The following is a 26,134-nucleotide window of genomic DNA, read 5'->3' as shown; positions in this document are numbered from 1 at the left end:
CGAAGACCGGGACCCATTCGCGCCGAGGCGGCAGGATGGGGCGCGGGTGATGGTTTGCCTGCACCATCAGGTGTTCATGGGTCCCGGTCTTTGGCCTGCGGCCAAAACCGGGATGACGCTTAGGGGTGGGCTTCCAGCCACTCCGGCGTTTCGGCGCGGACGGCTTTGCCGTCGGCGGTGAGGGGGCCGTCGAGGCGGTCGAGGCGGACGAGGGCGATGGCGCGGCCGTTGGCGCCGGAGAGCACTTCGCCGGCGCGGCGTTCGCCGTTCAGCAGTTCGGCGCCGGCGGCGGGCGGGGGGCCGTCGAAGGCGAGGGGGAGCATGCGGTTCTTGATCTGGCCGCGGCGCTTCATGCGCGAGGTCGTCTCCTGGCCGATGAAGCAGCCCTTGTGGAAGTCGATGCCGTGCAGCAGGTCGAAGTTGGCCTCGATCGGATAGGTCTGCTCGACGCCCCAGTCGGCCGGGCCGGGCACGCCGAGGGCCAGGCGGTGGGCGTCGTAGGCGGCTTCGTCCGCAGTCGGCGCAGCGTCGAGGCCGTAGCCGCGCCACCCTAGGGCGGGCAGGCGCGGGTCGGCGAGCCAGCCCGGGCCAGGATCGGCGCCCCAGGCGGCGAGCACCGGGGTCTCGTCGGCGGCGATCGTGACCTTGGCCCGCAGGCGATACATGGTCAGCCGCAGGATCAGGGCGTCGCGGTTGGCCCGCTCGACGTCGATCCAGGCGCCGCCAGGCCGTCCGACCACGAACAGATCGAACAAAAGCCGGCCCTGGGGGTTCAGAAGAGCGCCGAAGCGAACCTCGCCGTCCACGAGGGTTTCGACGTCCTGGGTGATGAGGCCGTGCAGGAAACCGCGCCAGTCCTCGCCGGAGACGGCGATCAGGGCTCGGCTGGAGAGGGATGCGATCGGGGGCTGCGTCGACATGGTGGAGGAGTTAAGGCCTGCGCGGGTGGAGCGCCAGCGTCAGGAGCCCTATAGATGGACGATGGCGCACGGGTCCTTCCCGATTCTGTTCATCACCGCGACCCGTATCGGCGATGCGGTGCTGTCGTCCGGCCTGATCAAACGTCTGCTGGACGAGGTCCCGAACGCGCGCTTCACGGTCGTCGCGGGGAAGGCGGCTGCGCCGCTGTTCGCCGAGGTCCCGAACCTCGACCGGCTCATCGTGCTGGAGAAGGCCAAGAACGGCGGCCACTGGTTCAAGCTGTGGCGCGAGGTGCGCCATCGCAAGTGGGGCCTGATCGTCGACCTGCGCGGCTCGGCCATCTCGCAGTTCCTGCGCCGGGACCGGCGCGCGGTGTTCAAGCGCGGCTCGGGCGGCGGGGTCCACAAGGTCATTGAGGCCGCGCGGCTGCTGAAGATCGAGGACGAGCCGCCGGCGCCGTACCTGTTCACGTCGGCCGCGACCGAGGCCTATGCCGACCAGCTGACCATCGGCAAGGGACCGATCCTGGCCCTGGCCCCGGCGGCCAACTGGGTCGGAAAGACCTGGCCGGCCGAGCGGTTCGCGCAGGTGGCGATCCAATTGCTGGGTGGGCCGATGGCCGGCGGACGGCTGATGCTGCTGGGCGGTCCCGAGGACAGCCAGGCGATCAGCGCGCTGCGCAACGTCGTCCCGCGGGACCGGACCATCGACCTGGCCGGCAAGGTCGAGCTGCTGGCCAGCTATGCGTGCCTGAAGCGCGCGCAGCTGTTCATCGGCAACGACAGCGGCCTGATGCACATGGCCGCCGCGGCCGGGACCCCGACCATCGGCCTGTTCGGACCCTCGGACGACAAGCTCTACGGACCCTGGGGCGAGAACACGCGCATCGTGCGAGGGATTCGCAGCCTCGAACAGATCCGCGAGGTTGACCCAGGCCTTTCGCAGGCGCTCTGTCACATGATGGACCTGCCGGTGGATTGGGTGACCAACGCCGCCAAGGACCTGCTCGCCCAAACCAGTTCCAAAGCCAGTTAAGCCCAGAGACGACACATGCCCGAGACCTTCGACCTCATCGTGAGGGGCGGCGAGGTGGTGAACCATGCCGGCCGCGGCCATGCCGACGTCGGCGTTCGCGCCGGCAAGATCGTCGAGATCGGCGACCTTTCCCAAGCCAGCGCCGGCGAGGTGTTCGACGCCAAGGGCCTGACCGTGCTGCCGGGCGTGATCGACACTCAGGTGCACTTCCGCGAACCTGGCCTGGAGTGGAAGGAAGACCTGGAGACCGGCTCGCGCGCCGCGGCCATGGGCGGGGTCGTCGCCGTGTTCGAGATGCCGAACACCGAGCCGACCACCACCGATCCCGACGCCCTGGCCGACAAGCTGGCGCGGGCCAACGGCCGGATGCACACAGACCACGCCTTCTATGTCGGCGGCACCCACGAGAACGCCAAGTTCCTGGGCGAGCTGGAGCGGCTGCCGGGCTGCTGCGGGATCAAGGTGTTCATGGGCGCCTCGACCGGCAGCCTGCTGGTGCAGGACGACGAGGGCATCGAGCAGGTGCTGCGCCACGTGAACCGCCGCGCGGCGTTCCACTCCGAAGACGAATACCGGCTGGCCGAGCGCCGGCCGCTGGCGCGCACCGGCGACTGGACCAGCCACGAGGAAGTGCGCGACGCCGCCTCGGCGCTGGAATCCACCCACCGGCTGGTGCGGATCGCCAAGGCGCTGGGCAAGCGCATCCACGTGCTGCACGTGACCACCCGCGAGGAGATCGAGTTCCTGGCGCTGCACAAGGACGTGGCCAGCGTCGAGGTCACCCCGCAGCACCTGACCCTGACCGCGCCGGAGGCCTATGAGCGGCTGAAGGGCTACGCTCAGATGAATCCGCCGATCCGCAACGCCTATCACCAGGCCGGCCTGTGGCACGGCATCGCCGCCGGCATCGCCGACGTGCTGGGCTCGGACCACGCGCCGCACACCAAGGATGAGAAGGCCCGGCCCTATCCGGCATCGCCGTCGGGCATGCCCGGCGTGCAGACCCTGGTGCCGGTGATGCTGACCCACGTGAACGAGGGCCGGCTGAGCCTGGAGCGGTTCGTCGACCTGACCAGCCACGGGGCCAACCGGGTGTTCGGCATGGCCGACAAGGGCCGCCTCGCGGTCGGCTACGACGCCGACATCACCGTGGTCGACATGAAGGCCCGCCGCACGATCAAGCACGAGGACATGTCGACCCGCGTCGGCTGGACCCCGTTCGACGGCTTCGAGGCCAAGGGCTGGCCGACGGCGACGATCATCCGCGGCACGGTGGTGATGCGCGACGACGAACTGGTCGCGCCTAGCATCGGTCAGCCGGTGCGGTTCGCCGAAACCCTGGGCGGCTGATCACCGCCTTCTGAAGCCCTGGGGCCGAGTTCGGGTCTCAGCAACACTTCGCGACTACACTACCTTCGGTGGGAAGTGACCGGCGTGTTCGCGCCGCGGGCCTCAGTCGCGGGGGAGTAGATGTCGCGATCGAACGCCGCCGAGTCGGGCGGCCAGAGTTTGACGCTCAAGCAGAGCATCGACGCGCGCGCCCTGCTGCCGTCGAGCCTGCGCCACGGGGCGTTGAACCTGGCGACGCTCGGACTCTACGGCTTCTGGGCGCGAAGCGAGACCCGGCGCGTGCTGTGGGCCGAAACCCACCTCAATGGCGAGCCGCTGCACTATGGCGGTTCAGGCGCCGAGCTGCTGATCGGCTGCATATTCAAGGTTTTGCTGGTCGGCGGGGCGTTGGCGGCGGCCGCCGCGGCGCTGTGGAGCCTGGGCGCCTGGGGCGCGCCGGTCGCCCTGGCCGCGGTGGCGTGCGCAGCGCTGATCGTCGGCTTCTCGCGCTTCGCCGGCTTCATCTATCTGGCGACCCGCACGGAGTGGCGCGGGCTGGTGTTCGAGGTCGACGGTTCGTCCGGGGCCGCGGCGCTGAGCGAGCTGCGCGATTGGGCCATGAACGTGCTCACCCTGGGGTGGTGGCTGCCGCATGCCGACCGGCTGCGGGCGCAGACGCTGTGGGGCGGGCTTCGCCATCTGGACCGTCCCGCCGCCTATGACGCCGCTGCGGCCGCGCGCCGTCCGCTCTACAGCGCCTTTGCGATCGGCTGGTTCGGCACGGCGATGATCGGGCTGTTTGCGGCGGGCATGCTGCTGGGCCTGGCGCCGCTGCCGACCCCGAAGCTGGGCGCAGCGCCGAGCCAGCTGGCGGCGCTGGGCGCCCTGGCTCTGTCGATCTGGCTGGGGCTGGCGAGCGTCTGGGCGCCCTATCAGGCCGCGCGGCGCACGGCGGTGGCGGCGGGGCTGGGCCTCTGGCTGCCGCTCGACTGGCGGGCCTGTTCGCGGCTGCAGCTGTCCAACGTCGCGCTGCGCATCGTCTCGCTGGGCCTGCTGGCGCCCTATGCGGCCGCGCGCGAGAGCGTCTTCGTGTTCTCGCGCCTGGAGGCGGCGCGGCGGCTGTCGAAGCGGGCGCGGGCGGCGCGGCTGTCGCCCGGGGTGACGCTGGCTTCGATCCAGACGCGCGACGAGGTCCCGGCGATGCGCGCCGCCGACCTGTGAGGAAACCGGGATGACACCGATAGGCGCCTGCCGCTAAGGCTAGGGGCATCATGGACGCCAGAATCCGCCCCACAGACGCCCCGTTCCGCGACGCGCGCTATGCGCCGACGCAGCTGGACATCGAGGAGAGGGGCGGCGGCGAGCTGATCCTCACCAATCCGACGCCGTTCTCCGGCGACTTCACCACCATGACCCAGGCGCTGGACCGCTGGGCCGCCGAGGCGCCGGCGCGGACCTGGCTGGCCGAGCGTTCGGGCGAGGGCTGGCGGCGGGTGAGTTTCGGCGAGGCGCGCGAGCAGGTGCGCGCGATCGCCGGGGGCCTGCGCGAGCTGGGCGTGGTCGGGACGGCGCCGCTGCTGATCCTGGCGCGCAACGGGATCGACCACGGGCTGGTCGGCTACGGCGCGATGAGCCAGGGCATGCCGATCGCGCCGGTCTCGCCGCAGTACGGCCTGCCGGGCGCGAACCTGACGCGGCTGGCCCATGCGGTCGAGGTGCTGAAGCCCGCGGCGGTCTACACCGAGGACGCCAGCCTGTTCTCGGAGGCGCTGGAGGCGCCGTTCCTGGCCGGACTGCCGGTGATCGCGGGCAAGAACGCGCGGCCGGGCGACGTGCCGCTGGAGCGGTTGCTGGGCGCGGGCGGCGTCGATGCGACCGCCAAGCCCGACGACCACGCCAAGTACCTGCTGACCTCGGGATCCACGGGCCTGCCGAAGGCGGTGATCTGCCTGCACCGCGGGATCGCGCTGAACTCGGCCCAGATCGCGGCCTGCTTCGCCGACGACGAGCCGCCGGTGATGGTCAATTCCGCGCCCTGGAGCCACAGCCTGGGGGCCAACTCGATCCTGCACATGGCGCTGCACCGCGGCGGGACCTTGCACATCGACGCCGGCCAGCCGGTGGCCGGACGGTTCGGCGAGACGCTGCGCAACCTGACCGAGGTGGCGACGACCTATCACAACATGGTCCCGGCCGGCTGGATGCTGCTGGCCGGCGAACTGGAGCGCGACGAGGCGCTGGCCAGGACCTTCTTCGAGCAGGTGCGGGTGCTGCAGTACGGCGGCGCGGCCCTGGGCCAGGACACCTGCGACCGTATCCAGGCCGTCGCCGTGGCGACCGTTGGCGAGAAGATCAGCTTCGCGTCCGGCTATGGCGCGACCGAGACCGGGCCGACCGCCTGCAACGTCCATTGGCGCAACGACCGCATGGGGCTGATCGGCCTGCCGGTGCCGGGCACGGCGGTCAAGCTGACCCCGGCGGCGGGCAAGCTGGAGTTCCGGGTGAAGGGGCCGCAGGTCTCGCCCGGCTATCTGGGCCGGCCCGAGCTGTCGGCCCAGAGCTACGACGCCGACGGCTTCTACCTGCTGGGCGACGCGGCGCGGTTCGTGGACGAGGCCAGTCCGCAGGCGGGACTGGCGTTCGACGGCCGCATTTCCGAGAACTTCAAGCTGGCCAGCGGCACCTTCGTCACGGTCGGCGACTTGCGCGTGAAGGCGGTCTCGGCGGTGGGCGACGCGGTCACCGATGCGGTGGTCTGCGGCGAGGGCAAGGAGGCCGTCGGCCTGCTGTTCTATCCGAACCCGAACATGGACCGTGCGGCGATCGCCGCGGCGGTGCGCGACGGGATCGAGCGCTTCAACGCCGGGGCCAAGGGGTCGGGCGGCAAGGTGGCCCGCGCCCTGGTGCTGGACACGCCCCCCGACGCCAACGCCGGCGAGATCACCGACAAGGGCTATATCGCCCAGCCCGTCGCGCGCGCGCTGCGCGCCGGCGAGGCCGAACGTCTCTTTTCCGATGCTGCTGATGTGATGGTGTTTTGATGAACGGCGCCGACGCCCTGATTACCACCCTCGTCGAGAACGAGGTCACCGCCTGCTTCGCCAATCCCGGCACCAGCGAGATGCAGTTCGTCGCGGCGCTGGACCGGGAGCCGAGGATGCGGCCGGTGCTGTGCCTGTTCGAGGGCGTGGCGACCGGCGCGGCCGACGGCTATGGCCGCATCGCCGAGACCCCGGCCTGCACGCTGCTGCACCTGGGTCCCGGCTACGGCAACGGCCTGGCCAACCTGCACAACGCGCGGCGCGCCTTCACCCCGATCGTCAACGTGATCGGCGACCACGCCACCTATCACCGCCAGTACGACGCACCGCTGAACTCCGACATCCCGACCATCGTCGGACCCAACTCGCTGTGGGTGAAGTCGGCCGACAGCCCCGACACGGTTGCGGAGATCACCGCCGAGGCGGTCACCGCCAGCTACGGTCCGCCCGGCGGTCCGGTCAGCCTGATCCTGCCGGCCGACTCCGCCTGGCTGGAGACCACCAAGGGCGCGGTGAAGGCCTCCGTGCCGACCCGCGCGCCGCCGGCGAGCGGCGTGGTCGAGGACGTCGCCAAGAAGGTCCGCGCCGCCTCCAAGCCGGTGGTGCTTCTGGGCGGGCAGGGGACCAGCGCCAAGGCGCTGGAGCAGGCCGCGCGCCTGCAGGCGGCCGGCGTGCGGGTGATGGCCGATACTTTCTGCGCGCGCCAGCCGCGCGGGGCCGGCGTCTTCCAGCCGGCGCGGATGCAGTATTTCGGCGAGGCGGCGCTGGCGGACCTGGAAGGGACCGACCTGATGGTGTTCGTAGGCACGGTGACGCCGGTGGCGTTCTTCGCCTATCCCGACCGGCCGAGCGTGCTGGTCCCGGAAGGCTGCGAGACCATGACCCTGGCGCAGCGCTCGGAAGACGCGGTGGCGGGGCTGGCGGCGCTGGCCGACGCCCTGGGCGCGCCGGCGAGCGGGCCGTCGCAAGCCTACAAGGTGGCCGACGCGGCCCCGACCGGGCCGTTGACCCCGCAGTCGGCGGGCGTGTCGGTGGCGCGCCACCTGCCGGAAGGCGCGATCATCTGCGACGACTCGGTGACCTCGGGCGGCGGCATCGCCGTGCCCTGCGCGACGGCCAAGGCGCACGACGTGCTGGCCCTGACCGGCGGGGCGATCGGCATCGGCGGGCCGCTGGCCATCGGGGCGGCGACAGCCGCGCCGGACCGCAAGATCGTGTCGCTGAACGGCGATGGCTCGGCGATGTACACGGTGCAGTCGCTCTGGACGATGGCGCGCGAGAACCAGGACGTGACGGTGGTGGTGTTCGCCAACCACTCCTACCGCATCCTCAACATCGAGATGGGCCGCACGGGTTCGGGCAATCCGGGGCCGTCGGCCAGCAAGCTGCTGGACCTGGGCGATCCCAAGATCGACTGGGTGTCGGTGGCCAAGGGCCTGGGCGTGCCGGCGGTGCGCTGCGAGACGGCCGAGGCGTTCGACGCCGCCTTCGCCAAGGCGATGGCCGAGCCGGGCCCGAAGTTCATCGAAGCGGCGATCTAAGGCGACGGTCGCCCTCCTGGGGGAGCTGTCAGCCGAATGGTTGACGGAGGGGGCATGCGGGCTCCCTCCGTCTCGCCGCTGCGCGCCGATCCACCTCCCCCAGGAGGAATTTTAGGTGCTTCGCAAACCGGGATGACCCTGATGAGGGCGGTCGCGAGGCGTTCGGCCTTTGCAATGCAGCATCGGCCGATCACGCCCGGTCCGGGCAGAAAGCTGACCCCGGATGGTGCTGGGGCTCGCTTCACATTTTTTCATCACAATATGAAATATTGCGACGCACCATTGATTTTGGGTGCGTCGCAGCATAGGTAGCGCTCAGCACTTGGAGGCGATCATGCTGTTTGCTGAATACGAAAACGTCGAAGGCCAACTGGCTTTTTACCGCGCGACCAACGCGTTCGTGGGCAAGGTCCTGGCGCGCCTGCGCGGCGAAGCCGAACACCTGCTCTCGCACGCCTAAGCGCGCGACCGAATGACGAGCAAGGCCCGCGGAGCGATCCGCGGGCCTTTTCGTTTGGGCGAGCCGCCGGCGACGGGGGATGACAGCGGCGGGCGGGCCTGACAGAGCTTGGGCATGAAGACGCTCGTTGATCCGCACAATGCGTTGAGTCAGGGCCTGGCCGGCCTTCGTTCCCGCTTCAAGGTTCCAGACGGTTTTCCCCCCGAGGTGCGGGCCGCGGCCCAGGCCGCCGCGCAGCGACCGTTGAGCGAGCATGTCGACCGCACCGACCGGCCGTTCGTCACGTTGGACCCGGCGGCCTCGACCGACCTCGACCAGGCCTTCACCATCGAGCGCAGCGGCGATGACCTGCTGCTGCAGTATGCGATTGCGGACGTCTCGTGGTTCGTGCGCGACGGCGACCTGCTGGATCAGGAAGCCTGGAAACGGGGCGCGACGCTCTATCTGCCCGATGGCAAGGCGAGCCTCTATCCGCGCGAACTGAGCGAGGGGGCGGCGAGCCTGCTGCCGACCGGACCGCGGCCGGCGGTGGTCTTCGCCGTGCGGGTCGCGCCCGACGGCGAGGCGATGCTGGACGGCGTCGAGCGGGCGGTCATCCGCAGCGTCGCCAAGCTGGCCTATGACAAGGTCACGCCGGCCGAGCTGCCGGACGGCTTCGCCGAGCTGGCCGAACGGGTGAGGGGCGCCGAGGCGCGGCGCGGCGCCTCGCGGGTGGATCCCCCCGAGCAGGAGGTGGCGAGCGTGGACGGGCGGCTGCAACTGCGCTTCCGTCCGCGCACGCCGGCGGAGGACCAGAACGCGGCGCTGTCGCTGGCGACCAACATGGCGGTGGCCCAACTGCTGCAGGCGCACCAGACCGGCCTGTTCCGGGTGATGCCCGAGCCCGACGAGCGGGCGGTCAAGCGTCTGCGCCAGACCGCCAAGGCGTTCGGGCTGGCGTGGCCGCAGATGGCGAGCCTGGCGCAGTACGAGCTGACCCTGGATCCAGACGATCCGAAGGCGGCGGCGTTCATGCTGGCCATCCGCCGGGCCAGCACGGCGGCGACCTATGTGCCCTATTCCGAAGGCGCGCCGCCCTGGCACGCGGCGATGGCGGCGACCTATGCCCACGCCACCGCGCCGCTGCGGCGGCTGGCCGACCGCTATGTGGTCGACACCGCTTTGGCGATCGCCAACGGACGCCCGCCGCTGGCCGCGGCGGTTGAGGCGTTCGCCAAGCTGCCCAAGGTGATGGCGAGGGCCGACGCCCAGGCCGGCCAGATCGACCGCGCGGTGATCGACCTGGCCGAGAGCGTGATGCTGCACGGGCGCGAGGGCGAGAGCTTCCGCGCGGTGGTCACCGACATCGACGAGCGGGGCGCGCGGATGCAGCTGTGCGAGCTGCCGGTGGTGGCGCGGATCACCGCCCACAAGGTCGAGGTCGGCGATGCGCTGCAGGTGCGGTTGGCCGCCGCCAACCCCGACGCGCCGCCGGCGGTGTTCGAGCGGGTCGCCTAGGAGGCGGCCGCAGCAGGCAAAGAAAAAGGCCCGGGGTCGCCCCCGGGCCTTTCGCTTTGGCGTTGCTGGCGCGGCTTAGACGTTGCCGGGCAGCTTGCAGTCCTTGGTGAAGGCGCAGCCGGTGGTGGCCAGCGGGGTCAGGTCCGCGCTGTACTCCATGACATAGCCCTTCAGGCCGTCGGCGCAGGCGACTTCCATGTAGGTCGTGCCCTTGGCGGTCTTGCCGATGACGCGGGCGTTGGAGACCGCGCAGTCAGCCTTGCCCATCTTCTTCAGGTCGGCGGTGACCGAGCCGTAGCTGTTGACGTCCAGCTTGGTGAACGAGCAGCGGTAGCCGGCGATCGGCGCGCGGGCGCAGTCGTAGACGATCGGCTTGTCGTTCGGGCCGCCGAAGACGCCGACGCCGCCGTCCGGACGGTTCGAGCAGGCCATCTCGACGATGTCCTTGCCGGCCGGGCCGGGGAACGGCGCGTACTTCGACACGTCGCAGTTGAAGCCGGCCGACTTGGCCAGGCGGGTGTAGAGGCCGTTCTGCTCGGTGACCGCTTCCTTGGTGTCGGTCAGGGTGCAGCCGCCCATGACGCCCTGGGCCTTGGCGCACTCATAGGTCTGAGCGAGCTTGCCGGCGTCGACGCGGTAGAGGTAGCCCTTGCCGTCGGCGCAGGCGGCTTCGAAGAACGACGAGCCGGTCTGGGACATGCCCAGGTACTTCTTGTCCTTCACGGTGCAGCCGTTGTTGGCCTGGGCCGCGACGGCGTCGACCACCGCCAGGCGCTCTTCCTTGGTGCGCAGGCTGCAGGAGATGTTGCTGGAGCCGCCGTCGTACAGCATGCAGTCGCTGGCCTCGACCGGCTTGGCCGCGTCGATCGGAGCGCTGGTCTTCAGCACGTAGCCCTGGGCCGAGCCCTGGCAAGCGACTTCGAGGTAGGTGGCGCTGGCGCTTTGGCCGATGCCGCGGACGGCCTCGGGCGTGCACTGGACCTTGGCGGCGGCGAGCACGCCGGCCAGGTCGGCCTTCGGATCGGCGTTGCCGGGGAGCTTACAGGCCAGGTTGGACGGCTTGCCGTCCGGGCCGGGGGTGTTGGCCTCGATACAGGTGAACGAGGTCGTCGCGCCGCCCTCGACCGCCGACAGCACGAAGCCGACGCCCTGGTCGCAGTCGATCTCGAAGTAGCTGGTCTTGGTCTTGGCCTTCTTGTCTTCGGTCTTGCCGATGAAGAAGGCGTCGGTGACGTTGCAGGCGATGCCGGCGGCCTTGGCGAGGGCCGGAGCCTCGGCCATCCCCTGGGTGCGCGCCTTTTCCGAGATCTCGGCGGCTTTGTTGCCTTGCGAGACGGCCGCCGGCGCCAAGGCCAGCAAGGCCAAGGTGGCGGCCAGCCCCGTGATGAATGGCCTCATGGTTCAAAAACTCCTGGGTGGTTCCCTATTGCGCGGACATAAGCCCCCACAGCGCCAATGGGTCAAGTTCGTCGTGAATGACGTCTGAACGCGGCTGCGGGTTGCATTTGCCCTGACCAAGAGTGCGGTCAAAAATAGGGCGGGAACGAGAAGGGGATCTGGCTTTGCGCGACGGTTTCGAAGAGACGCAGGAGCAGACCGCGCGGGCGCGGCTGAGCTATCCGTTCGCGGAAGGTCCCGAACTGGGCGAGGCCGTCGATGTCGCGCCCGGGGTGAAGTGGCTGCGGATGCCGCTGGGCGGCTCGCTGGCCTTCATCAATGTCTGGGCGATCGAGGACGGCGAGGGCTGGGCCATCGTCGACACCGGCATGGGCGGATCGGACACCCAGCAGACCTGGCGCAAGGCGTTCGCCGGGGTGCTGGCCGGCAAGCCGGTGACACGAGTGTTCGTCACCCACATGCACCCCGACCACATCGGCATGGCCGGCTGGCTGACCCGCAAGTTCCAGTGCCGGCTGTGGATCAGCCGCCTGGAGTTCCTGATGTGCCGCTCGCTGGCGGCCGACACCGGCCGCGAGGCGCCGGCCGACGCGCTGGAATTCTACCGCGCGGCCGGCTGGGACGAGGAGGCGCTGGAGAACTACCGCGCCCGGTTCGGCGGCTTCGGCAAGGGACTGCACGCGCTGCCCGACGCCTTCCGCCGGCTCTGCGACGGCGACGTGGTGGAGATCGGCGGCCGGCCCTGGGAGGTCGTGGTCGGCTCGGGCCATAGCCCCGAGCACGTCTGCCTGTGGCAGAAGGACCTGAAGCTGTTCATCAGCGGCGACCAGGTTCTGCCGAAGATCTCGTCGAACGTGTCGGTGTTCCCGACCGAGCCGGACGGCGACCCGCTGACCGAGTGGCTGACGACCCTGGCGGCGATCAAGGCGCGGGTGAGCGACGACGTCCTGGTGCTGCCGGCGCACAACGAGCCGTTCTTCGGCTTGCATGCGCGGATCGACCACCTGATCGGCGGCCACGAGCGCGGGCTGACGCGGCTGCACAAGCTGATCGGCGAGCCGAAGCGGGCGGTCGACGTGTTCCCGGTGCTGTTCCGCCGCAAGATCGACCAGTGGGTGCTGGGCATGGCCACGGGCGAGAGCCTGGCGCACCTCAACTGCCTGATGTCGCGCGGCCAGGCGGTCGCCGAGCCCGACGAGGCCGGGGTGATCTGGTACCGGGCGGCTTAGGGCGGGCCCGAACTGTCATCCCGGTTTGCGAAGCAAGACCGGGAACCATTCGCGGCTGAGTTGGCAGGATGAGGAGAGGCCGTTGGCTTGCCTCGTCCATCAGGTGTTCATGGGTCCGGTCTTCGGCTGCGCCGAAACCGGGATGACACGAAATGATGGCGTCGCAGCCCCGCGCCGCGTTAGCATACGGCGTAAGTTATGGAGCGCATTTCAATGTCCGAACACATTCTGATCGAGAAGTCCGGCGGGGTTCTGACCCTGACCATGAACCGCCCTGACAAGAAGAACGCCCTGACCCGGGACATGTACCAGGCGCTGGGCGACGCGATCGATCAGGCCGAGTTCGACAAGGACGTGCGCTGCGTCCTGATCCAGGCCAACGGCGACATGTTCACCGCCGGCAACGACATCAGCGACTTCGCCGCGGTGAACGCCGGCGAGTCCTCGGCCAACGAGGCGCGGCGCGGCGGCAATCCGCTGCTGGCGGCGCTGGCGCGGGCCAAGACCCCGCTGATCGCGGCGGTGAACGGCCGTGCGGTCGGGGTCGGCACCACCATGCTGCTGCACTGCGACCTGGTCTATCTGGCCGACAACGCGCTGCTGACCACGCCGTTCGTGAACCTGGCGCTGGTGCCGGAAGCCGCGTCCAGCATCACCCTGCCGAGCCGGATCGGCCATGCGCGGGCGTTCGCGATGTTCGTGCTGGGCGAGGCGGTCGACGCCAAGAAGGCGGTCGAGTGGGGCATCGCCAACGAGGTCGTACCGCTGGACCAGGTGCGCGCCAAGGCCCGCGCCGCGGCCGAGGCCGTGGCGGCGCGTCCGCCGGCCGCGGTGGTGATCACCAAGGCGCTGATGCGCGATGAGACGGGCCTGGCCCAGCGCATGGACGAGGAAGGCGCGCACTTCGCCGCCCAGCTGAAGTCCGCCGAGGCCAAGGAGGCGTTCGCCGCCTTCGCCGAGAAGCGCGCTCCCGACTTCAGCAAGGTGTCCTGACCCATGATCCGCTCCCGCTTCGGCGCCTTCACCCCCGCCCGCGTGGTGGCCGGCGACCACGACCTGTCCGGCCGCAACGTCATCGTCACCGGCGGGGCCAGCGGGATCGGCTATGAGACGGCCAAGGCGCTGGCCGCGGCGGGGGCGGACGTCATGCTGGCCGTGCGCGACCGCGTGGCCGGCGAGAAGGCGGCCATGGCGATGAACGAGGCGATCGGCGCCGACAAGGTGGTGGCCGGGACCCTGGACCTGGCCAGCCTCGGCTCGGTGGGGTCGTTCGTCGACGCCTGGGGCGACCAGCCGCTGGACATCCTGATCAACAACGCCGGGGTGATGGCGACGCCCTTGCTGCGGACGGCCGAGGACCTGGAGCTGCAGATCGGCACCAACCACTTCGGCCACTTCGTGCTGGCGATGGGGCTGACGCGGGCGCTGCTGAACGCCTCGGACGAGGACCGGCTGGCGCGGATCGTGGCGCTGTCCTCGATCGGACACCGGCGCAGCGACATCAACTGGGACGATCCGAACTACCTGACGCGGCCCTATGACAAGTGGGAGGCGTACGGCCAGTCCAAGACCGCCAACTCGCTGTTCGCGGTCGGCTACAACGCCCGCTTCGAGGAACACGGCATCACCGCCAACGCCGTGATGCCCGGCGGGATCATGACCCCGCTGCAGCGTTACCTGCCCAAGGAGGAGATGGTGGCGATGGGCTGGATGGACGAGGAGGGCAACGTCCGCGAGGGCTTCAAGACCCCTGAGCAGGGCGCCTCGACCAGCGTCTGGGCCGCGGTCGGCGAGGAGCTGGAAGGCGTCGGCGGCCTCTACCTCGAGGACTGCGCCGAGGCCGCGCCCTGGAGCAAGGACAACCCGGTGAAGGGGGTCATGCCCCATGCGCTCGACCCGGAATCGGCCGAGCGGCTGTGGGCGCTGTCGGAAGAGATCACGGGAGTGACGCTATGAGCCTGAACGGCAAGACGCTCTTCATCACCGGGGCCAGCCGCGGCATCGGCCTGGCCATCGCGCTGCGCGCGGCGCGGGACGGGGCCAACATCGCCATCGCCGCCAAGACCGCCGAGCCGCACAAGCACCTGCCGGGCACGATCTATTCGGCGGCCGAGGAGATCGAGAAGGCGGGCGGCAAGGCGCTGCCGCTGATCGTCGACGTCCGCGAGGAGGCCAGCGTCTACGATGCGGTCGAGAAGACCGTGGCCGCGTTCGGCGGGATCGACATCTGCGTGAACAACGCATCGGCCATCCAGCTGACCCCGACGCTGGCCACCGACATGAAGCGCTACGACCTGATGAACCAGGTCAATGCGCGCGGCAGCTACATGACCTCCAAGGCCTGCATCCCGCACCTGAAGAAGGCGGCCAATCCGCACGTGCTGATGCTGTCGCCGCCGCTGGACATGAGCCCCCGGTGGTTCCAGGGGCACGTCGCCTACACCATGGCCAAGTTCGGCATGAGCATGTGCGTGCTGGGCATGGCCGAGGAGTTCCGCGAGGACGGGATCGCGTTCAACGCCCTGTGGCCGCGCACCGGCATCGCCACCGCGGCGATCCAGTTCGCCCTGGCCGGCGAGGAGGGCATGAAGTCCTGCCGCACGCCCGAGATCATGGCCGATGCGGCGCATGCGATCTTCGAGAAGCCGAGCCGCGAGTTCAGCGGCAATTTCCTGATCGACGACAGCTTCCTCTACGACGAGGGCGAGCGGGACTTCGACAAGTACCGGGTCGATCCGACCACGAAGCTGATGCCGGACTTCTTCGTGCCGGAGAGCAGCAAGCCGCCGCCTGGGGTAGTGATCGGGTAGGGATTCACGCCCGGCACGGCCCGTTTCCCTCGCCCCTTTTGGGGGAGAGGGGAGGGTGAGGGGGCTCGGGCGGTTCGGCGATCTGTGAGGCCGGAGGGCGCCGCTGCGCGTCGCGGACCCCTCACCCCAGCCCTCTCCCCTCAAGCGGGGAGAGGGAGCTAGTCAGCGTTTCTTTTTGACGGTCTTCGCGCGCATCGCCGCGTCGAGCGCGCGCGTCGTCCAGGCGGCCATCTCGTCGGGGTCTTCGAGGGCTTCCATGGGCACGGTCCAGTAGCTCATCGCCTTGTCGCCGCCGAACGGCTTGAAGGCCTCGCAGCCGGCGGCCTCGAAATCCGGGCGGCTGGTCTCGTCCACCTTGAAGTAGAGCACGTCGTCGGCGATGAGGGCGAAGAACAGCTCATGCCGCGAGACGCCGACCCCGCCGAACATCCGTCGATGGGTGATCCCGCCGAGGGGATGCAGCTGCTCGAGCACGTAGTCGAGGAAGTCGGGAGAGACGGGCATGAGCCAGGAGAAGAGCGCCGCCGCGGCCAAGGTGCAAGTGCGGCCGGCGATCCCGGCGGACGCGCCGCTGATCTACGGCTTCATCCGGGCGCTGGCCGAATACGAGAAGCTGCTGCACGAGGTTGAGGCGACGCAGGCCGACGTCGAGACGGCGCTGTTCGGCGAGCATCCGCGGGCGTTCTGCGACATCGCCGAGGCGGACGGGACGCCGGTCGGGTTCGCGTTGTGGTTCTACAACTACTCGACCTTCCGGGGGCGGCACGGGATCTATCTGGAAGACCTGTTCGTGGTTCCGGAGGCGCGGGGTCTTGGGGCCGGCAAGGCGTTGCTGCGGCGGCTGGCCCAGCGATGCCAGGACGAGGGCCTGGCGCGGCTGGAGTGGTCGGTGCTGGACTGGAACGCGCCGTCGATCGCGTTTTACGATTCGCTGGGGGCGAGCGCGCAGACCGAGTGGATCGTGCGGCGGTTGACGGACATGCCGCTGAAGTCGCTGGCGGAGAGCTGAAGCAGGGCGCCGCTCCGCGTCGCTCACCCCTCACCCAACCTCGCCCCTCGGAAGGGGAGAGGAGGAATTCTGCGGTGGGCCGGGGTGAGCGTGGGTCTAAAGCTTCAGGCCGAACCGGGGGCCGATCCAGGTCATGGCGAGGTAGAGGCCGATGGTCAGGGCGCAGCCGATGGCCAGGGCCGGCCAAAAGGCCATGCCCCGGCGCAGCAGGGCCGGGATCAGCAGGAACATCGGCAGCGAGGGCAGGACGAACCAGAAGGTGCCCTCGGCGTGGGCGGCCATTCGCTGGACGTCGCCCGTATCGCGCCACAGCCACATCATGCCGAGGATCGAGACCAGCGGCAGGGACGCGACCAGGGCGCCGAAGCCTGGGCTGCGCTTGGCGATTTCCGACACCGCCGCAATGATCGCGCCCGACAGCAGCGCCTTGATGACCAGATAGACCACGCCTGTACTCCCCCGACTTGACGCGCCCCTAGGCGGCGGCCTGGAGCCTCAACTCGCCGCGAGCTTGCCTGATGATGGACGAGGCGGTCGAGAGGAACAGGCTGGCCATGATCGCGGCGACAAACAGGTCGGCCCACTTGGTGGCCGTGTAGGCCACGACGCCTGCGGCGCAGAGCACCGCGACATTGCCGATGGCGTCGTTGCGCGAGCAGAGCCAGACCGAGCGGACGTTCGCGTCGCCGTCGCGGAAGCGCAGCAGCAGCAGGGCCGAGATGACGTTGGCTGAAAGAGCGAGCGCGCCGACCCAGCCCATGGTGACGGCGTCCGGCGTGCCGTCCACGAAGGTGCGCCAGAGGGCGGCGGCGAGCACGTAGACGCCCATGATCGCCAGGCTGACGCCCTTGACCAGGGCGGCCTTGGAGCGGAACGAGAGAGACTGGGTGAGGGCGAACAGCGACAGGCCGTAGGTGGCGCTGTCGCCTGCGAAGTCGAGGGCGTCGGCCTGCAGGGCCATGGAGCCCGCGAGCTGGCCCTGGACGACCTCGAGCGCGAACATGCCGGCGTTGAGGCCAAGCACGATCCACACGGCGCGGCGGAAGGCGGGAGAGCCGTTCTCGACGGCGCGGGCGGCCGCCTCGCAACCGCAGCCGGCGGCGGCGCAGGCGGCGCCTTCGGGGGCGGGCGGCGGAGCCTTGTGGTGGACGATCTCGAAGGTCATGCCTAGATGTTGCATCCTCCAGTCACTGTAGGAGCAAGAGGCGAATGGCGGGCGATATCTCGATCGGCGAACTCTCGCGCCGGGCCGGCGTGAAAGTGACCACCATCCGCTTCTACGAAGGCGCCGGCCTGATGCCCGCGCCGCCCCGCAGCGAGGGCGACCGCCGGCTGTACGACGCGGGGCACGTGCGGCGGCTGTCGTTCATCCGCCACGCCCGCGAGCTGGGTTTCGAGATGGAGGACCTGCGTACGCTGCTGGAGCTGAGCGACCGGCCGGACGGGTCCTGCGGACCGGTCGACGAGATCGCCGGCCGGCACCTGGCCGCGGTCGAGGGCAAGATCGCCAAGCTGACGGCGCTGAAGGGCGAGCTGTCTCGGATGCTGGAGACCTGCAACCACGGGGCGGTGGGCGAGTGCCGGGTGATCGAGGCGTTGGCCGACCATTCGCACTGCGGCGGCGAGCACTAGGCGGGCCGAGTTTGGTGGCTCGGGCGGTTCCGCTCCCGGAGGCTGGAGGGCGCCGCTGTGCGTCGCTTGACCCCTCACCCCAGCCCTCTCCCCTCACGCGGGGAGAGGGAGCTAACAGGGTGACCTGGGGTGGGTCTTAGTCGCTGTTGGCGAAGGGCTCACTGCGCTTCGGCGATCGCCAGCTTCAGGTTGGTTTCCAGCAGTTCGTCGGCCAGGGCGCCGTCGGGGACGGCGCGGGCGAGCATCAGGGCGCCGGCCATGCGGGTGACGACGCCCAGCGCCCGCTGGCGGCGATCTGGGGTGTCGGGCAGGCGCGCCTCGACCGAGACGATCATCTGTTCGACGCCGGCGGCGAAGACGGCCTTCAGGTCGTCCGGCTGGCGGCCGACGTCTCCCCCCAGGGCGGCGGCGGGGCAGCTCTTGCCCGGCGCGCGGCGCGCGGCCTGGGACAGGTAGTGGGTGAGCATTTCGGGCAGGTCGCGGGCGCGCTCCCGGTGGCCGGCCATGGTCTTGAAGGCGCTGTCCAGAGCTTGCGCGGCCAGGGCGTCCTTGGACTGGAAGTGGTTGTAGAAGCCGCCGTGGCTGAAGCCGGCGGCGCGGGTCAGGTCGCCGACGCTGACCCCGTCGAAGCCGCGCTCGCGGAACAGGCTGGCGGCGGCGCCGACGATCTTCTCGCGGTTCTCGCCTGCCTGCGCCTTGCTGATCTTCATCGGCTTGCCTCTTGACGACCCTATGGACTCAATGATGATGATCATCATTATTGAAGTCAAGGCGGCGCTGAAGCCGCCCAAGGAGCCGATCCATGCCGCTTTGGAAGATCTATCACCCGGTCGGGGCGTTCAGCCTGGAGGACAAGAAGGGTCTGTCGGAGGCGATCACCGCGCTCTACGCCCGCGGCCTGCCGAAGTTCTATGTCGGGGTGGTGTTCCAGGAAGTCGCCGCCGACTCGTTCTTCATCGGCGGCGAGAGCGTCGACAATTTCGTGCGTATCTGGATCGACCACATCGCCCGGACCATGCCGACGGCCGAGATCAGGACGAGGTTCATCCAGATGGCCGACGAGGCGCTGGCGCCCTACGTCCGCGACCGCGGCCTCAACTGGGAGTACCACATCGACGAGACGTCCTATGAGCTGTGGTCGATCCAGGGCTACCGCCCGCCGCTGCCCGGCACGCAGGACGAGATCCGCTGGCGGACCGAGAACCAGCCCAGCCCGGTGGGGCCGCGCGAGACGGCCTGACTGCGTCGATCCTAGACCGAGATGTCGATGATCATCGGCTTGGCGGGTTCGCCGCGCTTGGCGGACTCGGCGGCCTCGGTCTTCAGGGCCTGTTCCATCGCCTCCTTCACGAGGCGGGCGACTTCGTTGTCGACGGTCGCGGCATCTGCGTCGGGGTTGGCGGATTTGACCTCGGCCTCGATCTTTTCCTTGAGCTTCTCGAGCTTCTGCTCCTGGGCCCAGGCGTAGATGCCCTTCTCGCGGATCTCGTCGAGCACGGCGCGCTGGGTGGACTGGGCGAGCTCGGCCTTGCGCGCGGCTTCGGCGGCGGCGGAGGGTTTTGCCGAGTCGGTTTTGCCGAGCTGGCCGATCTTGCTCAGCGTATCGGTGGAGAAAAGGCTGTTGGCGAGGCTTGAACTGCCGACTTGCATGCGAAGGCTCCTTGACTGCGCTAGGCTTGAGCAAAGGCCGGGCCAACCGGCGGAGCGGAGGAACAGCCATGAGCGCGCCACCCAAGACGGTGCTGCAGGTGAGCCCGGAAGAAGACGCGGCGATCCGCGCGGCGGTTCGCGGGGCGGGCGGCGAGGCGATGATCATCGCCGGCCCCGAGCATGTCGCGGGGCTGACGGCGTTGCTGGCCGACCCCAAGGTGTCGGACCCGATCTATGACCTGCCGCGGCCGATCAACGAGACCAATGTCGGCCGCTGGGTCGAAGCGAGCGAGGCGCTGCGCCAGAAGGGCGAGTGCATCCTGAGCGTATCGGTGGACGAGGCCGGCGAGGTGGCGGGCTATTCACGGTTCACCGTCTGGCCCGATCGGTCGGCGGCGGAGATCGCCGGCGCACGGCGCGCGGACCTGCAGAACTCACACAGCGGCAAGGCGGGCGTGGCCCGCTCGATCGCCTTCATGTTCGAGCATCTGGGCGTGCGGCTGATCGCGCTGACCGCGGCGCTGGACAATGTGCGCTCGGCCGCCTCGATCGATGCGGCGGGGTTTCGGCGGATGGGCGAGGTGGAAAGCGTGCGGCCTGACGGGACCACGCGACGCTCGCTGTACTGGGAGCTGACCCGCGAGGAGTGGGTGCGGACCCACCGCCTCTAGGCGCGGATGTCGAGGATCGCGCCGGCCGGATCGCGGCCTTCAGCGGCGCGCTTGTCGGCCGCGCGCTGGGCGTCCTCCTGGAGGATCTTCTGGAAGTCGCCCGCGGCCATGCCTGCGAGGGTCTTCTTCAGCTTCTCCTCTTCCTCCGGCGTCATCGTCCGGTCGGGCTTGGCCGGCTCCTCGATGCGCAGCTTGCTGGCCGATTGCTCGCTCTCCTTGGCCTTGCCGGCAGGGGAGGTGAACTGCGGCTGGGCGTACCAGCCGGCGGGGCCGGCGCTGCTGACGGACATGGGGCGCTCCTGTCGAAGGGACGCCTGGCGTTAAGCAAGTTTCGGGCCAGCAACCCTTGCAGCGTAAGCGATTGCGAGCGCGCAAAGAAAAGCGGCGGCCCCTGAAAGGAGCCGCCGCCTTGAAGTCCTAGCCTATGGGGCCGATCAGCCGGCCTTGGCCGGAGCGGCGCCCTGGCTCGCCAGCGGCGGGCGCGAGAGCGGGGTGAACTTCGGTTCCATCTTCGGCACGGCTTCCGACAGGATGGTCTCGACCGTCCAGCCTTCTTCCTTGGTCACGGTCTCGATCGGACGCGGCTGGCTGTAGAGGATGATGTTCTCGCCCGAGGCGCCGAACACCTGGCCCGAGACGCTGGCCGCGGCCGGGGTGATCATGGCGACGGAGAAGCGGGCCGGTTGGTCGGCGCGGATCTTCTCGGCCATCACGGCCCGGCGGGCGGCGGCGGCTTCGTCCTTCACCGGCACCGACTGGGTCATGCGGGTCCAGGCGACGGGCGCCAGGCAGTTGGAGCGCACGTTGTTGCGCGCGCCTTCCATGGCGATGATCCGCGACAGGCCGGCGATGCCCATCTTGGCCGCGCCGTAGTTGGCTTGGCCGATGTTGCCCAGCAGACCCGAGGTCGAGGTGAAGAACATGTAGGCGCCGTCGTTCTGTTCGCGGAACAGCTCGATGGTGGCGCGGGCGACGTTGAACGAGCCGCGCATGTGGACGGCGATGACCGCGTCCCACTCGGCTTCGGTCATCTTGTGGAACATCACGTCACGCAGGATGCCGGCCGGGTTGATCACGGCGTGCAGACCGCCGAATTCCTTCTTGGCCTGCTCGACCATGCCGTAGACGGCGTCGAGGTCGGTGACGCTGTCCGAGTTGGAGACCGCCTCGCCGCCCGCGGCGCGGATCTCGGCCGCCACCTGTTCGGCCGGACCAGCCGAGCCTTCGTCGCCGCCGCCAAGACCGCCGCCGAGGTCGTTGACCACGACCTTCGCGCCTTCCTGAGCCGCGATCAGCGCGCAATCGCGCCCAATGCCGTTACCGCCGCCAGTGACCAGGACGACTTTGCCTGAAAGAGCACCCATCCAATTATCTCCCTAAAAGAATACCGTGTTTGTTATTCGAGCCGGTCGGCCTTGCGCAAGGCGGGAAACAGTTTCGCCCAGACGCCGGTGACGATCAAAGCCGCCACGCCGCCCGAGACGGCGGCCCCGACAGCGCCCATGAAGCGGGCGGCGACGCCGGTGCGGAACTCGCCCAATTCGTTCGACGCGCCGATGAACAACGACGACACCGCCGCCACACGGCCGCGCATCTGGTCGGGTGTGACGATCTGCACCAGGGTCTGGCGGACATAGACGCTGAGCATGTCGGCGGCCCCGAGCACGGCCAGGGCGACGACCGACAGCCAGAAGATCTCGGACAGGCCGAAGACGATGGTGGCCAGGGCGAAGATCGCCACGCCGACGAACATGATCGGGCCCGCGTTGGAGCGGATCGGATTGGCCGCCAGCCAGATGGCGACCAGGGTGGCGCCGATGGCCGGGCCGGCCCGCAGCATGCCGAAGCCCTCAGGGCCGACGTGCAGGATGTCGCGGGCGTAGACCGGCAGCAGGGCGGTCGCGCCGCCCAGCAGCACCGCGAACAGGTCGAGCGAGATCGCGCCAAAGACGATCTTGTTGTGCCAGACGTAGCCGAGGCCTTCCTTGATCAGCGTCCAGCGCGAGCCGGGCTGGGTGACCGGCTTGGTGTTCATGGCGATCAGCGACACCGTGAGAACCGCGATCAGATAGAGCGCCGAGGTCGAGCCGTAGGCGGCGGCAGGCGAGATCGAGACCAGCGCCCCGCCGAGCGCCGGGCCGATGATCGAACCGCCCTGCCAGGCCAGCGAGTTCCAGGCGATGGCCCGCGGCAGCAGGCTGCGCGGCACCAGCATCGGCCCCATGGCGGTGCCGGCCGGGCCCATGAAGGCGCGGCTGGCTCCGAACAGCACGGCCACGCCCAGCAGCAGCGGGATGGTCGCGAAGCCGAACAGGGTGGCGGCCAGCAGCAGCAGCACGGAGGCGATCTCGCCCGCGTAGCAGAGCTGGAGGATGCGCTTGCGGTCGTAGCGGTCGGCGGCCTCGCCGGCCCACAGCGCCAGCAGCAGCACCGGGATGAAGGTCACCAGCCCGATCATGCCGACATAGAAGGCCGACTGGGCGACGCTGTGGGTCTGGCGCGCCACGGCGTAGACCTGCCAGCCGAGCGCGACGCTCTGGATCTGCACGCCCAGGGTCGAGGCGACGCGCGTCGACCAGAACAGCATGTAGTCGCGGTGGGCGAGCAGTTCGCGCGCGGTGGTCGGCTGGTCGGCGGCGTGATCGGACATGCGGACTCGGGAACTTGAAGGCTGCGCAACTTGGCCCGCGAAGACCTGCGCCGCAACGCGCGATTGACGCGGGGCTGTCATGGCCTTATGCGCCGCGCTTCCTGTGAACGATCTGGAAGACGTCCATGCGACGCCAGCGACGAACCGGGCGCGCCCGCCGCGCCAGTTAGAGCCCCGCACGCCGGCGCCGATGCGCGTTGGCGGCGGACCCCGTCGTCCCCGTCATCCGCAAAGACGTTCATGATCGATCCCGCCGACCCGGCCCTTTCCTACACCCAAGAACAACCCGCCGACGCCGACGCCATCGAGGCGCTGCTGGACCATGCCTTCGGTCCCGGCCGCTTCGTGAAGTCGTCCGAGCGCGTGCGCGAGTTCGCCGAGTTCCGTCCTGAAATGTCGTTCTGCGCCTGGGACCAGGGGCTGCTGGTCGGCTCGGTGCGGATGTGGAAGGTGCATGTGGGCGGGACGCCCGCAGTGTTCCTCGGCCCGCTGGCCGTGCGCGCCCAGGGCCGCAAGTTCGGCACCGGCGGCGAGCTGGTGGCGCGGGCCTGCGCCGCCGCACAAGCCGCCGGCTATCCGGTGCTGCTGGTCGGGGACGAACCCTATTTCGGCCGCTTCGGATTTTCCGCCGCGCCCTGCAAGGGCGTGCGGATGCCGGGTCCGGTCGATCAGCGCCGGGTGCTGGCGCGCGGCGTCGACGCGCTGTCGGGGCCAGTCACGGCGTAAAGGCCGCGGTGATGGCGGCCAGGCCGCTCGGTCGGGTCACGAGGCCGACATGGTCCAGGCCGGGGACGAGCTGGACGCGGACCTTGGGATTGGCGCCCTGGAACTCGGGCCCGTAGCGGTCGGCGTAGAACTGCTGATCTTCGGCGCCGACCAGCACGAGCATCGGCCGATCGGCGTTCCGCAGCGCCGCGCGATGATCGCGGACCGCGTAGTTCATCGCCAGGCGATAGGAGTAGGCGGGCGTCATCAGGCCGGCGACCTGCGGCGGGACGTCGAAACGCGCCACCTCCGCCCCGTCCCAGCCGTGAAGGCCCAGGCGGTTCAGGCCCATGATGAGAACGATCCTGACCACGTCGATGTGCGCCCAGCCGCCGCCGCTGCGCGCGATCTTCGAGGGGAAGGGGATCGCCGGGGCGAGCAGGATGAACCGGTCGAACTGGGCCTCATTGGCGCCGCCCGCGGCGCGCAATGCGAACGCCCCTCCGGCGGAGAAGCCGACCAGGGTGATTTCCGCGTCCGGCCGCTGGCGCCGGACGACGGCGACGAAGTCGGCGAGGTCGTCGTCCAATTGGCCGACATAGGCGATGTCGCCGCGCGGCCCCGAGGCGCCGTGGCCGCGGACGTCCGGGACATAGACGCTGACGCCGGCGGCGTTCAGCGACCTGGCGAGGGGATTCATGGTCAGGGACTGTCCTGCCGACCCGTGGAGCAGGATCGCGACCCGGCGTCCGCCCGGATAGGCGCGGTAGGCGAGGGCGGCCCCGTCACGCGCCCGATATTGCGAGAGCGGCGGCGCGCCGGCGGCGTCCAGCGCCGCGGCCGGTGGCCGGGTCGCAAGCGCGGCGGACGGCAGGAGCGCAAGGGTCAGGAGCCCGCACAACAGGGTGCGGGCGGCGGCTTTGATGGTCATGGGAGCCTCTTCGAACAGCAGATCGGCGGCGACGTCCGCACGCGCCGCCCGGCCCGTCTGGCCGTTTTCGAAATCGGCCAGCCTGCTAGGCGAGGGCCGTCCTGCGGTAGGCGCTGGGGGTCAGCCCCGTCTGGGCCTTGAAGGCGCGATTGAACGGGCCGATCGAGGCGAAGCCGGTGTCGAGCGCAATGGTCAGGATCGAAACCTCGGCCTGGCTGGAATCGGCGAAGGCCTGCCGCGCCTCGGCGATCCGATAGCCGTTGATGAAGGTCGAGAAGTTGCGATGTCCCAGGCCGTTGTTGATCAGGCGGCGAAGCTGGTGCTCGGGCAGCCCCATGCGCGTGGCCAGGCGGCCGATGGTGAGATCCTCGCGATAGGCGCGCTCGACGGTCATCAGGCGTTCGAGACGCTCGATCATCGCGCGTTCGGGACTGGCCGCGGGCTCGGGGGGCGTCGGGCGGTCGAAGAGGTCGCCGGCCCGCAGATTGAGCAGCCCCCAGGATACGGCGCCCAAACCGGCCAGCACGGCGGCGATCGTCGCGAGACTGACCAGGTCGGCGCGGGACGATGGGCCGAAGGCGGCGAACAACGCGGCGTTCAGCATGGTCGCGCCGGCCAGGCTGACGACGACGATCAGGCGCAGCCGCCGCCGAGCGTCGCTCAGGTCATCGCGCCAGCTGGCGAACACTTCGGTGAGCGCACCTGCGGAGAGCAGGAGAACGATCGCGGTGACGGAGAGGCGAAGGCCGTCGGTGGCCGTCGCCACCAGGCCTGGCGCGGCCGCGGCGAAGCCCAGTGCGGCGACGAGACCCCAGATCGCGCCATGCCAGGGACGAGGGCGGAAAGTGGCGCGGAACAGCGAAGCCGCCACCAGCCAGCCCACGACCGCATTGCCGGCGCTGAGCGCCAGCAGCACGGCATGAAGCCAGCCCGTCGACGCGGCAAAGCCCGGCGCGGCGCACCAGGCGTGGGCCGCGACGCCCAGCGCGAAGGCCGCGGCCAGTCGGGCGCTGTGCCGCCCCCGATGGTCGCGCAGCATGAGGGCCGCGACCAGGAAGGCGAGAACGGTGACGGCGCCGCGCAGCGCCATGTCGAGATCGGTCAAGGGCATCGCCGCCGCAGCCGTCAGCCCTTGCGGGGCTTCTTGGAGGCGCTGTTCAGGGCCGCGGCGGCGCTGACCAGGGCCTTGAAGGCCGCCTCGTCCAGGGCGGCGCCCTGCGGGATGTCGATGGCGCGGCGGACATTGCCGTCGAGGCTGGCGTTGAAGAGGCCGGCGGGGTCGTCGAGGGCCGCGCCCTTGGCGAAGGTGAGCTTGACGTAGGCCTTGTAGGTCTCGCCGGTGCAGATGATCCCATCGTGCGACCAGACCGGAACGCCGCGCCACTTCACCTCCTCGATCACCTCTGGAAGCGCCTGGTGGATCAGACTGCGGACGTGGGCGAGGGTCTCGCCCCGCCAGTCGCCCAGGTCATTGATGCGCGCGTCGATCTGCTGGGACGGGGATTCGGAGCTGTCGGTCATGGTGCAGGTCCTTCGGCGGGCCCTGCCATTTTGGGGCGAGCGGGCGGGGCCTGTCGACACCCGGATTCCTCGCCGCTGCGCCGACCTGTGAAGAAGGCCGTTGA

The 26,134-nt window shown here is 69.8% G+C and carries 29 protein-coding genes; 16 read left to right on the top strand and 13 right to left on the bottom strand.

Annotated elements, in window-relative coordinates:
* Positions 1 to 119: 119 nt before the first annotated feature.
* Entirely contained in the window at positions 120 to 920 is an 801-nt protein-coding gene (locus ASC79_RS12345) for a folate-binding protein YgfZ (protein ID WP_056016552.1), read from the bottom strand.
* A 61-nt stretch (positions 921 to 981) separates the two neighbouring features.
* On the opposite strand from ASC79_RS12345, the gene ASC79_RS12340 reads away from it, so the two are divergent.
* The 7 genes from ASC79_RS12340 to ASC79_RS12315 all read left to right on the top strand — a co-directional run bounded on the left by ASC79_RS12340 (position 982) and on the right by ASC79_RS12315 (position 9,824).
* A complete protein-coding gene (locus ASC79_RS12340; protein ID WP_056016548.1) occupies positions 982 to 1,956 on the top strand; it encodes a glycosyltransferase family 9 protein in 975 nt (324 codons plus the stop codon).
* Positions 1,957 to 1,971: 15 nt separating this feature from the next.
* Positions 1,972 to 3,306: a dihydroorotase gene (locus tag ASC79_RS12335; RefSeq protein ID WP_056016546.1), complete on the top strand. Its 1,335-nt coding sequence runs from the start codon at positions 1,972 to 1,974 to the stop codon at positions 3,304 to 3,306.
* A gap of 120 nt (positions 3,307 to 3,426) precedes the next feature.
* Entirely contained in the window at positions 3,427 to 4,506 is a 1,080-nt protein-coding gene (locus tag ASC79_RS12330) for a DUF898 family protein (protein ID WP_056016543.1), read from the top strand.
* 50 nt (positions 4,507 to 4,556) lie between these two features.
* Entirely contained in the window at positions 4,557 to 6,326 is a 1,770-nt protein-coding gene (locus ASC79_RS12325; RefSeq protein WP_056016540.1) for a feruloyl-CoA synthase, read from the top strand.
* Complete coding sequence (locus ASC79_RS12320; RefSeq protein ID WP_056017928.1) at positions 6,326 to 7,867, top strand: acetolactate synthase large subunit; 1,542 nt, start codon at positions 6,326 to 6,328, stop codon at positions 7,865 to 7,867. The genes ASC79_RS12325 and ASC79_RS12320 overlap by 1 nt, the downstream gene beginning before the upstream one ends.
* A 334-nt stretch (positions 7,868 to 8,201) precedes the next feature.
* Positions 8,202 to 8,327: a hypothetical protein gene (locus ASC79_RS21650; protein WP_255352739.1), complete on the top strand. Its 126-nt coding sequence runs from the start codon at positions 8,202 to 8,204 to the stop codon at positions 8,325 to 8,327.
* 114 nt (positions 8,328 to 8,441) lie between these two features.
* Positions 8,442 to 9,824: an RNB domain-containing ribonuclease gene (locus ASC79_RS12315; protein WP_056016537.1), complete on the top strand. Its 1,383-nt coding sequence runs from the start codon at positions 8,442 to 8,444 to the stop codon at positions 9,822 to 9,824.
* A gap of 75 nt (positions 9,825 to 9,899) precedes the next feature.
* Here ASC79_RS12315 and ASC79_RS12310 read toward each other — a convergent pair whose 3' ends face one another.
* Positions 9,900 to 11,222 carry a hypothetical protein gene (locus ASC79_RS12310; protein WP_056016534.1) on the bottom strand — a complete coding sequence of 441 codons (1,323 nt, stop codon included), beginning with the start codon at positions 11,220 to 11,222 and terminating at the stop codon, positions 9,900 to 9,902.
* A gap of 164 nt (positions 11,223 to 11,386) precedes the next feature.
* Between ASC79_RS12310 and ASC79_RS12305 the strand changes: the two genes are divergently transcribed.
* From ASC79_RS12305 to ASC79_RS12290, 4 genes are all read left to right on the top strand, one after another.
* Positions 11,387 to 12,451, top strand: a complete 1,065-nt coding sequence (locus ASC79_RS12305; protein WP_056016531.1) for an MBL fold metallo-hydrolase — start codon at positions 11,387 to 11,389, stop codon at positions 12,449 to 12,451.
* Between the two features lie 213 nt (positions 12,452 to 12,664).
* Entirely contained in the window at positions 12,665 to 13,444 is a 780-nt protein-coding gene (locus ASC79_RS12300; RefSeq protein WP_056016528.1) for an enoyl-CoA hydratase-related protein, read from the top strand.
* 3 nt (positions 13,445 to 13,447) lie between these two features.
* Positions 13,448 to 14,407 carry an oxidoreductase gene (locus ASC79_RS12295; RefSeq protein WP_056016525.1) on the top strand — a complete coding sequence of 320 codons (960 nt, stop codon included), beginning with the start codon at positions 13,448 to 13,450 and terminating at the stop codon, positions 14,405 to 14,407.
* The gene (locus ASC79_RS12290) at positions 14,404 to 15,261 is read left to right on the top strand and encodes an NAD(P)-dependent oxidoreductase (protein WP_056016523.1); all 858 of its coding nucleotides are present in this window, start codon (positions 14,404 to 14,406) and stop codon (positions 15,259 to 15,261) included. The genes ASC79_RS12295 and ASC79_RS12290 overlap by 4 nt, the downstream gene beginning before the upstream one ends.
* A gap of 162 nt (positions 15,262 to 15,423) precedes the next feature.
* Here the strand turns inward: ASC79_RS12290 and ASC79_RS12285 are convergent, their stop codons facing one another.
* A complete protein-coding gene (locus tag ASC79_RS12285) occupies positions 15,424 to 15,765 on the bottom strand; it encodes a TfoX/Sxy family protein (protein WP_056016520.1) in 342 nt (113 codons plus the stop codon).
* Here ASC79_RS12285 and ASC79_RS12280 point away from each other — a divergent pair.
* Positions 15,764 to 16,270: a GNAT family N-acetyltransferase gene (locus ASC79_RS12280; RefSeq protein ID WP_056016517.1), complete on the top strand. Its 507-nt coding sequence runs from the start codon at positions 15,764 to 15,766 to the stop codon at positions 16,268 to 16,270. The genes ASC79_RS12285 and ASC79_RS12280 overlap by 2 nt on opposite strands.
* Positions 16,271 to 16,366: 96 nt before the next feature.
* Here ASC79_RS12280 and ASC79_RS12275 read toward each other — a convergent pair whose 3' ends face one another.
* Both ASC79_RS12275 and ASC79_RS12270 read right to left on the bottom strand, forming a co-directional pair.
* A complete protein-coding gene (locus ASC79_RS12275; protein ID WP_056016512.1) occupies positions 16,367 to 16,717 on the bottom strand; it encodes a DUF3147 family protein in 351 nt (116 codons plus the stop codon).
* Between the two features lie 28 nt (positions 16,718 to 16,745).
* A complete protein-coding gene (locus ASC79_RS12270; RefSeq protein ID WP_082532090.1) occupies positions 16,746 to 17,435 on the bottom strand; it encodes a cation transporter in 690 nt (229 codons plus the stop codon).
* A 44-nt stretch (positions 17,436 to 17,479) separates the two neighbouring features.
* Between ASC79_RS12270 and ASC79_RS12265 the strand changes: the two genes are divergently transcribed.
* Entirely contained in the window at positions 17,480 to 17,902 is a 423-nt protein-coding gene (locus ASC79_RS12265; RefSeq protein ID WP_056016509.1) for a helix-turn-helix domain-containing protein, read from the top strand.
* A 158-nt stretch (positions 17,903 to 18,060) separates the two neighbouring features.
* On the opposite strand, the gene ASC79_RS12260 is transcribed toward ASC79_RS12265, so the two are convergent.
* On the bottom strand, positions 18,061 to 18,612 hold the full coding sequence (locus ASC79_RS12260) for a TetR/AcrR family transcriptional regulator (protein ID WP_056016506.1): 552 nt from the start codon (positions 18,610 to 18,612) through the stop codon (positions 18,061 to 18,063).
* Positions 18,613 to 18,704: 92 nt separating this feature from the next.
* On the opposite strand from ASC79_RS12260, the gene ASC79_RS12255 reads away from it, so the two are divergent.
* The gene (locus ASC79_RS12255; protein ID WP_056016503.1) at positions 18,705 to 19,142 is read left to right on the top strand and encodes a tautomerase family protein; all 438 of its coding nucleotides are present in this window, start codon (positions 18,705 to 18,707) and stop codon (positions 19,140 to 19,142) included.
* An 11-nt stretch (positions 19,143 to 19,153) separates the two neighbouring features.
* Here ASC79_RS12255 and ASC79_RS12250 read toward each other — a convergent pair whose 3' ends face one another.
* Positions 19,154 to 19,552 carry a hypothetical protein gene (locus tag ASC79_RS12250; protein WP_056016500.1) on the bottom strand — a complete coding sequence of 133 codons (399 nt, stop codon included), beginning with the start codon at positions 19,550 to 19,552 and terminating at the stop codon, positions 19,154 to 19,156.
* 68 nt (positions 19,553 to 19,620) lie between these two features.
* Here ASC79_RS12250 and ASC79_RS12245 point away from each other — a divergent pair, with 68 nt between their 5' ends.
* Positions 19,621 to 20,223 carry a GNAT family N-acetyltransferase gene (locus ASC79_RS12245; RefSeq protein WP_056016497.1) on the top strand — a complete coding sequence of 201 codons (603 nt, stop codon included), beginning with the start codon at positions 19,621 to 19,623 and terminating at the stop codon, positions 20,221 to 20,223.
* On the opposite strand, the gene ASC79_RS12240 is transcribed toward ASC79_RS12245, so the two are convergent.
* The 3 genes from ASC79_RS12240 to ASC79_RS12230 form a co-directional block, all read right to left on the bottom strand.
* The gene (locus tag ASC79_RS12240; protein WP_056016495.1) at positions 20,220 to 20,513 is read right to left on the bottom strand and encodes a hypothetical protein; all 294 of its coding nucleotides are present in this window, start codon (positions 20,511 to 20,513) and stop codon (positions 20,220 to 20,222) included. The genes ASC79_RS12245 and ASC79_RS12240 overlap by 4 nt on opposite strands.
* 144 nt (positions 20,514 to 20,657) lie before the next feature.
* Positions 20,658 to 21,587 (bottom strand): SDR family NAD(P)-dependent oxidoreductase, encoded by a 930-nt coding sequence (locus ASC79_RS12235; protein ID WP_056016492.1) that lies wholly within the window; start codon positions 21,585 to 21,587, stop codon positions 20,658 to 20,660.
* 32 nt (positions 21,588 to 21,619) lie between these two features.
* Positions 21,620 to 22,873 carry an MFS transporter gene (locus ASC79_RS12230; RefSeq protein ID WP_056016489.1) on the bottom strand — a complete coding sequence of 418 codons (1,254 nt, stop codon included), beginning with the start codon at positions 22,871 to 22,873 and terminating at the stop codon, positions 21,620 to 21,622.
* A gap of 240 nt (positions 22,874 to 23,113) precedes the next feature.
* Here ASC79_RS12230 and ASC79_RS12225 point away from each other — a divergent pair, with 240 nt between their 5' ends.
* Positions 23,114 to 23,599: a GNAT family N-acetyltransferase gene (locus ASC79_RS12225; RefSeq protein WP_056016486.1), complete on the top strand. Its 486-nt coding sequence runs from the start codon at positions 23,114 to 23,116 to the stop codon at positions 23,597 to 23,599.
* Here ASC79_RS12225 and ASC79_RS12220 read toward each other — a convergent pair.
* The 3 genes from ASC79_RS12220 to ASC79_RS12210 all read right to left on the bottom strand — a co-directional run bounded on the left by ASC79_RS12220 (position 23,589) and on the right by ASC79_RS12210 (position 26,030).
* Complete coding sequence (locus tag ASC79_RS12220) at positions 23,589 to 24,509, bottom strand: alpha/beta hydrolase (protein WP_056016483.1); 921 nt, start codon at positions 24,507 to 24,509, stop codon at positions 23,589 to 23,591. The genes ASC79_RS12225 and ASC79_RS12220 overlap by 11 nt on opposite strands.
* Positions 24,510 to 24,594: 85 nt before the next feature.
* The gene (locus ASC79_RS12215; RefSeq protein ID WP_156378255.1) at positions 24,595 to 25,614 is read right to left on the bottom strand and encodes a helix-turn-helix domain-containing protein; all 1,020 of its coding nucleotides are present in this window, start codon (positions 25,612 to 25,614) and stop codon (positions 24,595 to 24,597) included.
* A 20-nt stretch (positions 25,615 to 25,634) separates the two neighbouring features.
* The gene (locus ASC79_RS12210) at positions 25,635 to 26,030 is read right to left on the bottom strand and encodes a DUF1801 domain-containing protein (protein ID WP_056016477.1); all 396 of its coding nucleotides are present in this window, start codon (positions 26,028 to 26,030) and stop codon (positions 25,635 to 25,637) included.
* Positions 26,031 to 26,134 lie beyond the last annotated feature (104 nt).

Origin of the sequence: Phenylobacterium sp. Root1290 (genome assembly GCF_001425305.1) — a bacterium.
Lineage (GTDB): Bacteria > Pseudomonadota > Alphaproteobacteria > Caulobacterales > Caulobacteraceae > Phenylobacterium.
The sequence above is the reverse complement of the archived record's forward strand: the minus strand, read 5'-3'. Positions and strand labels throughout refer to the sequence as shown.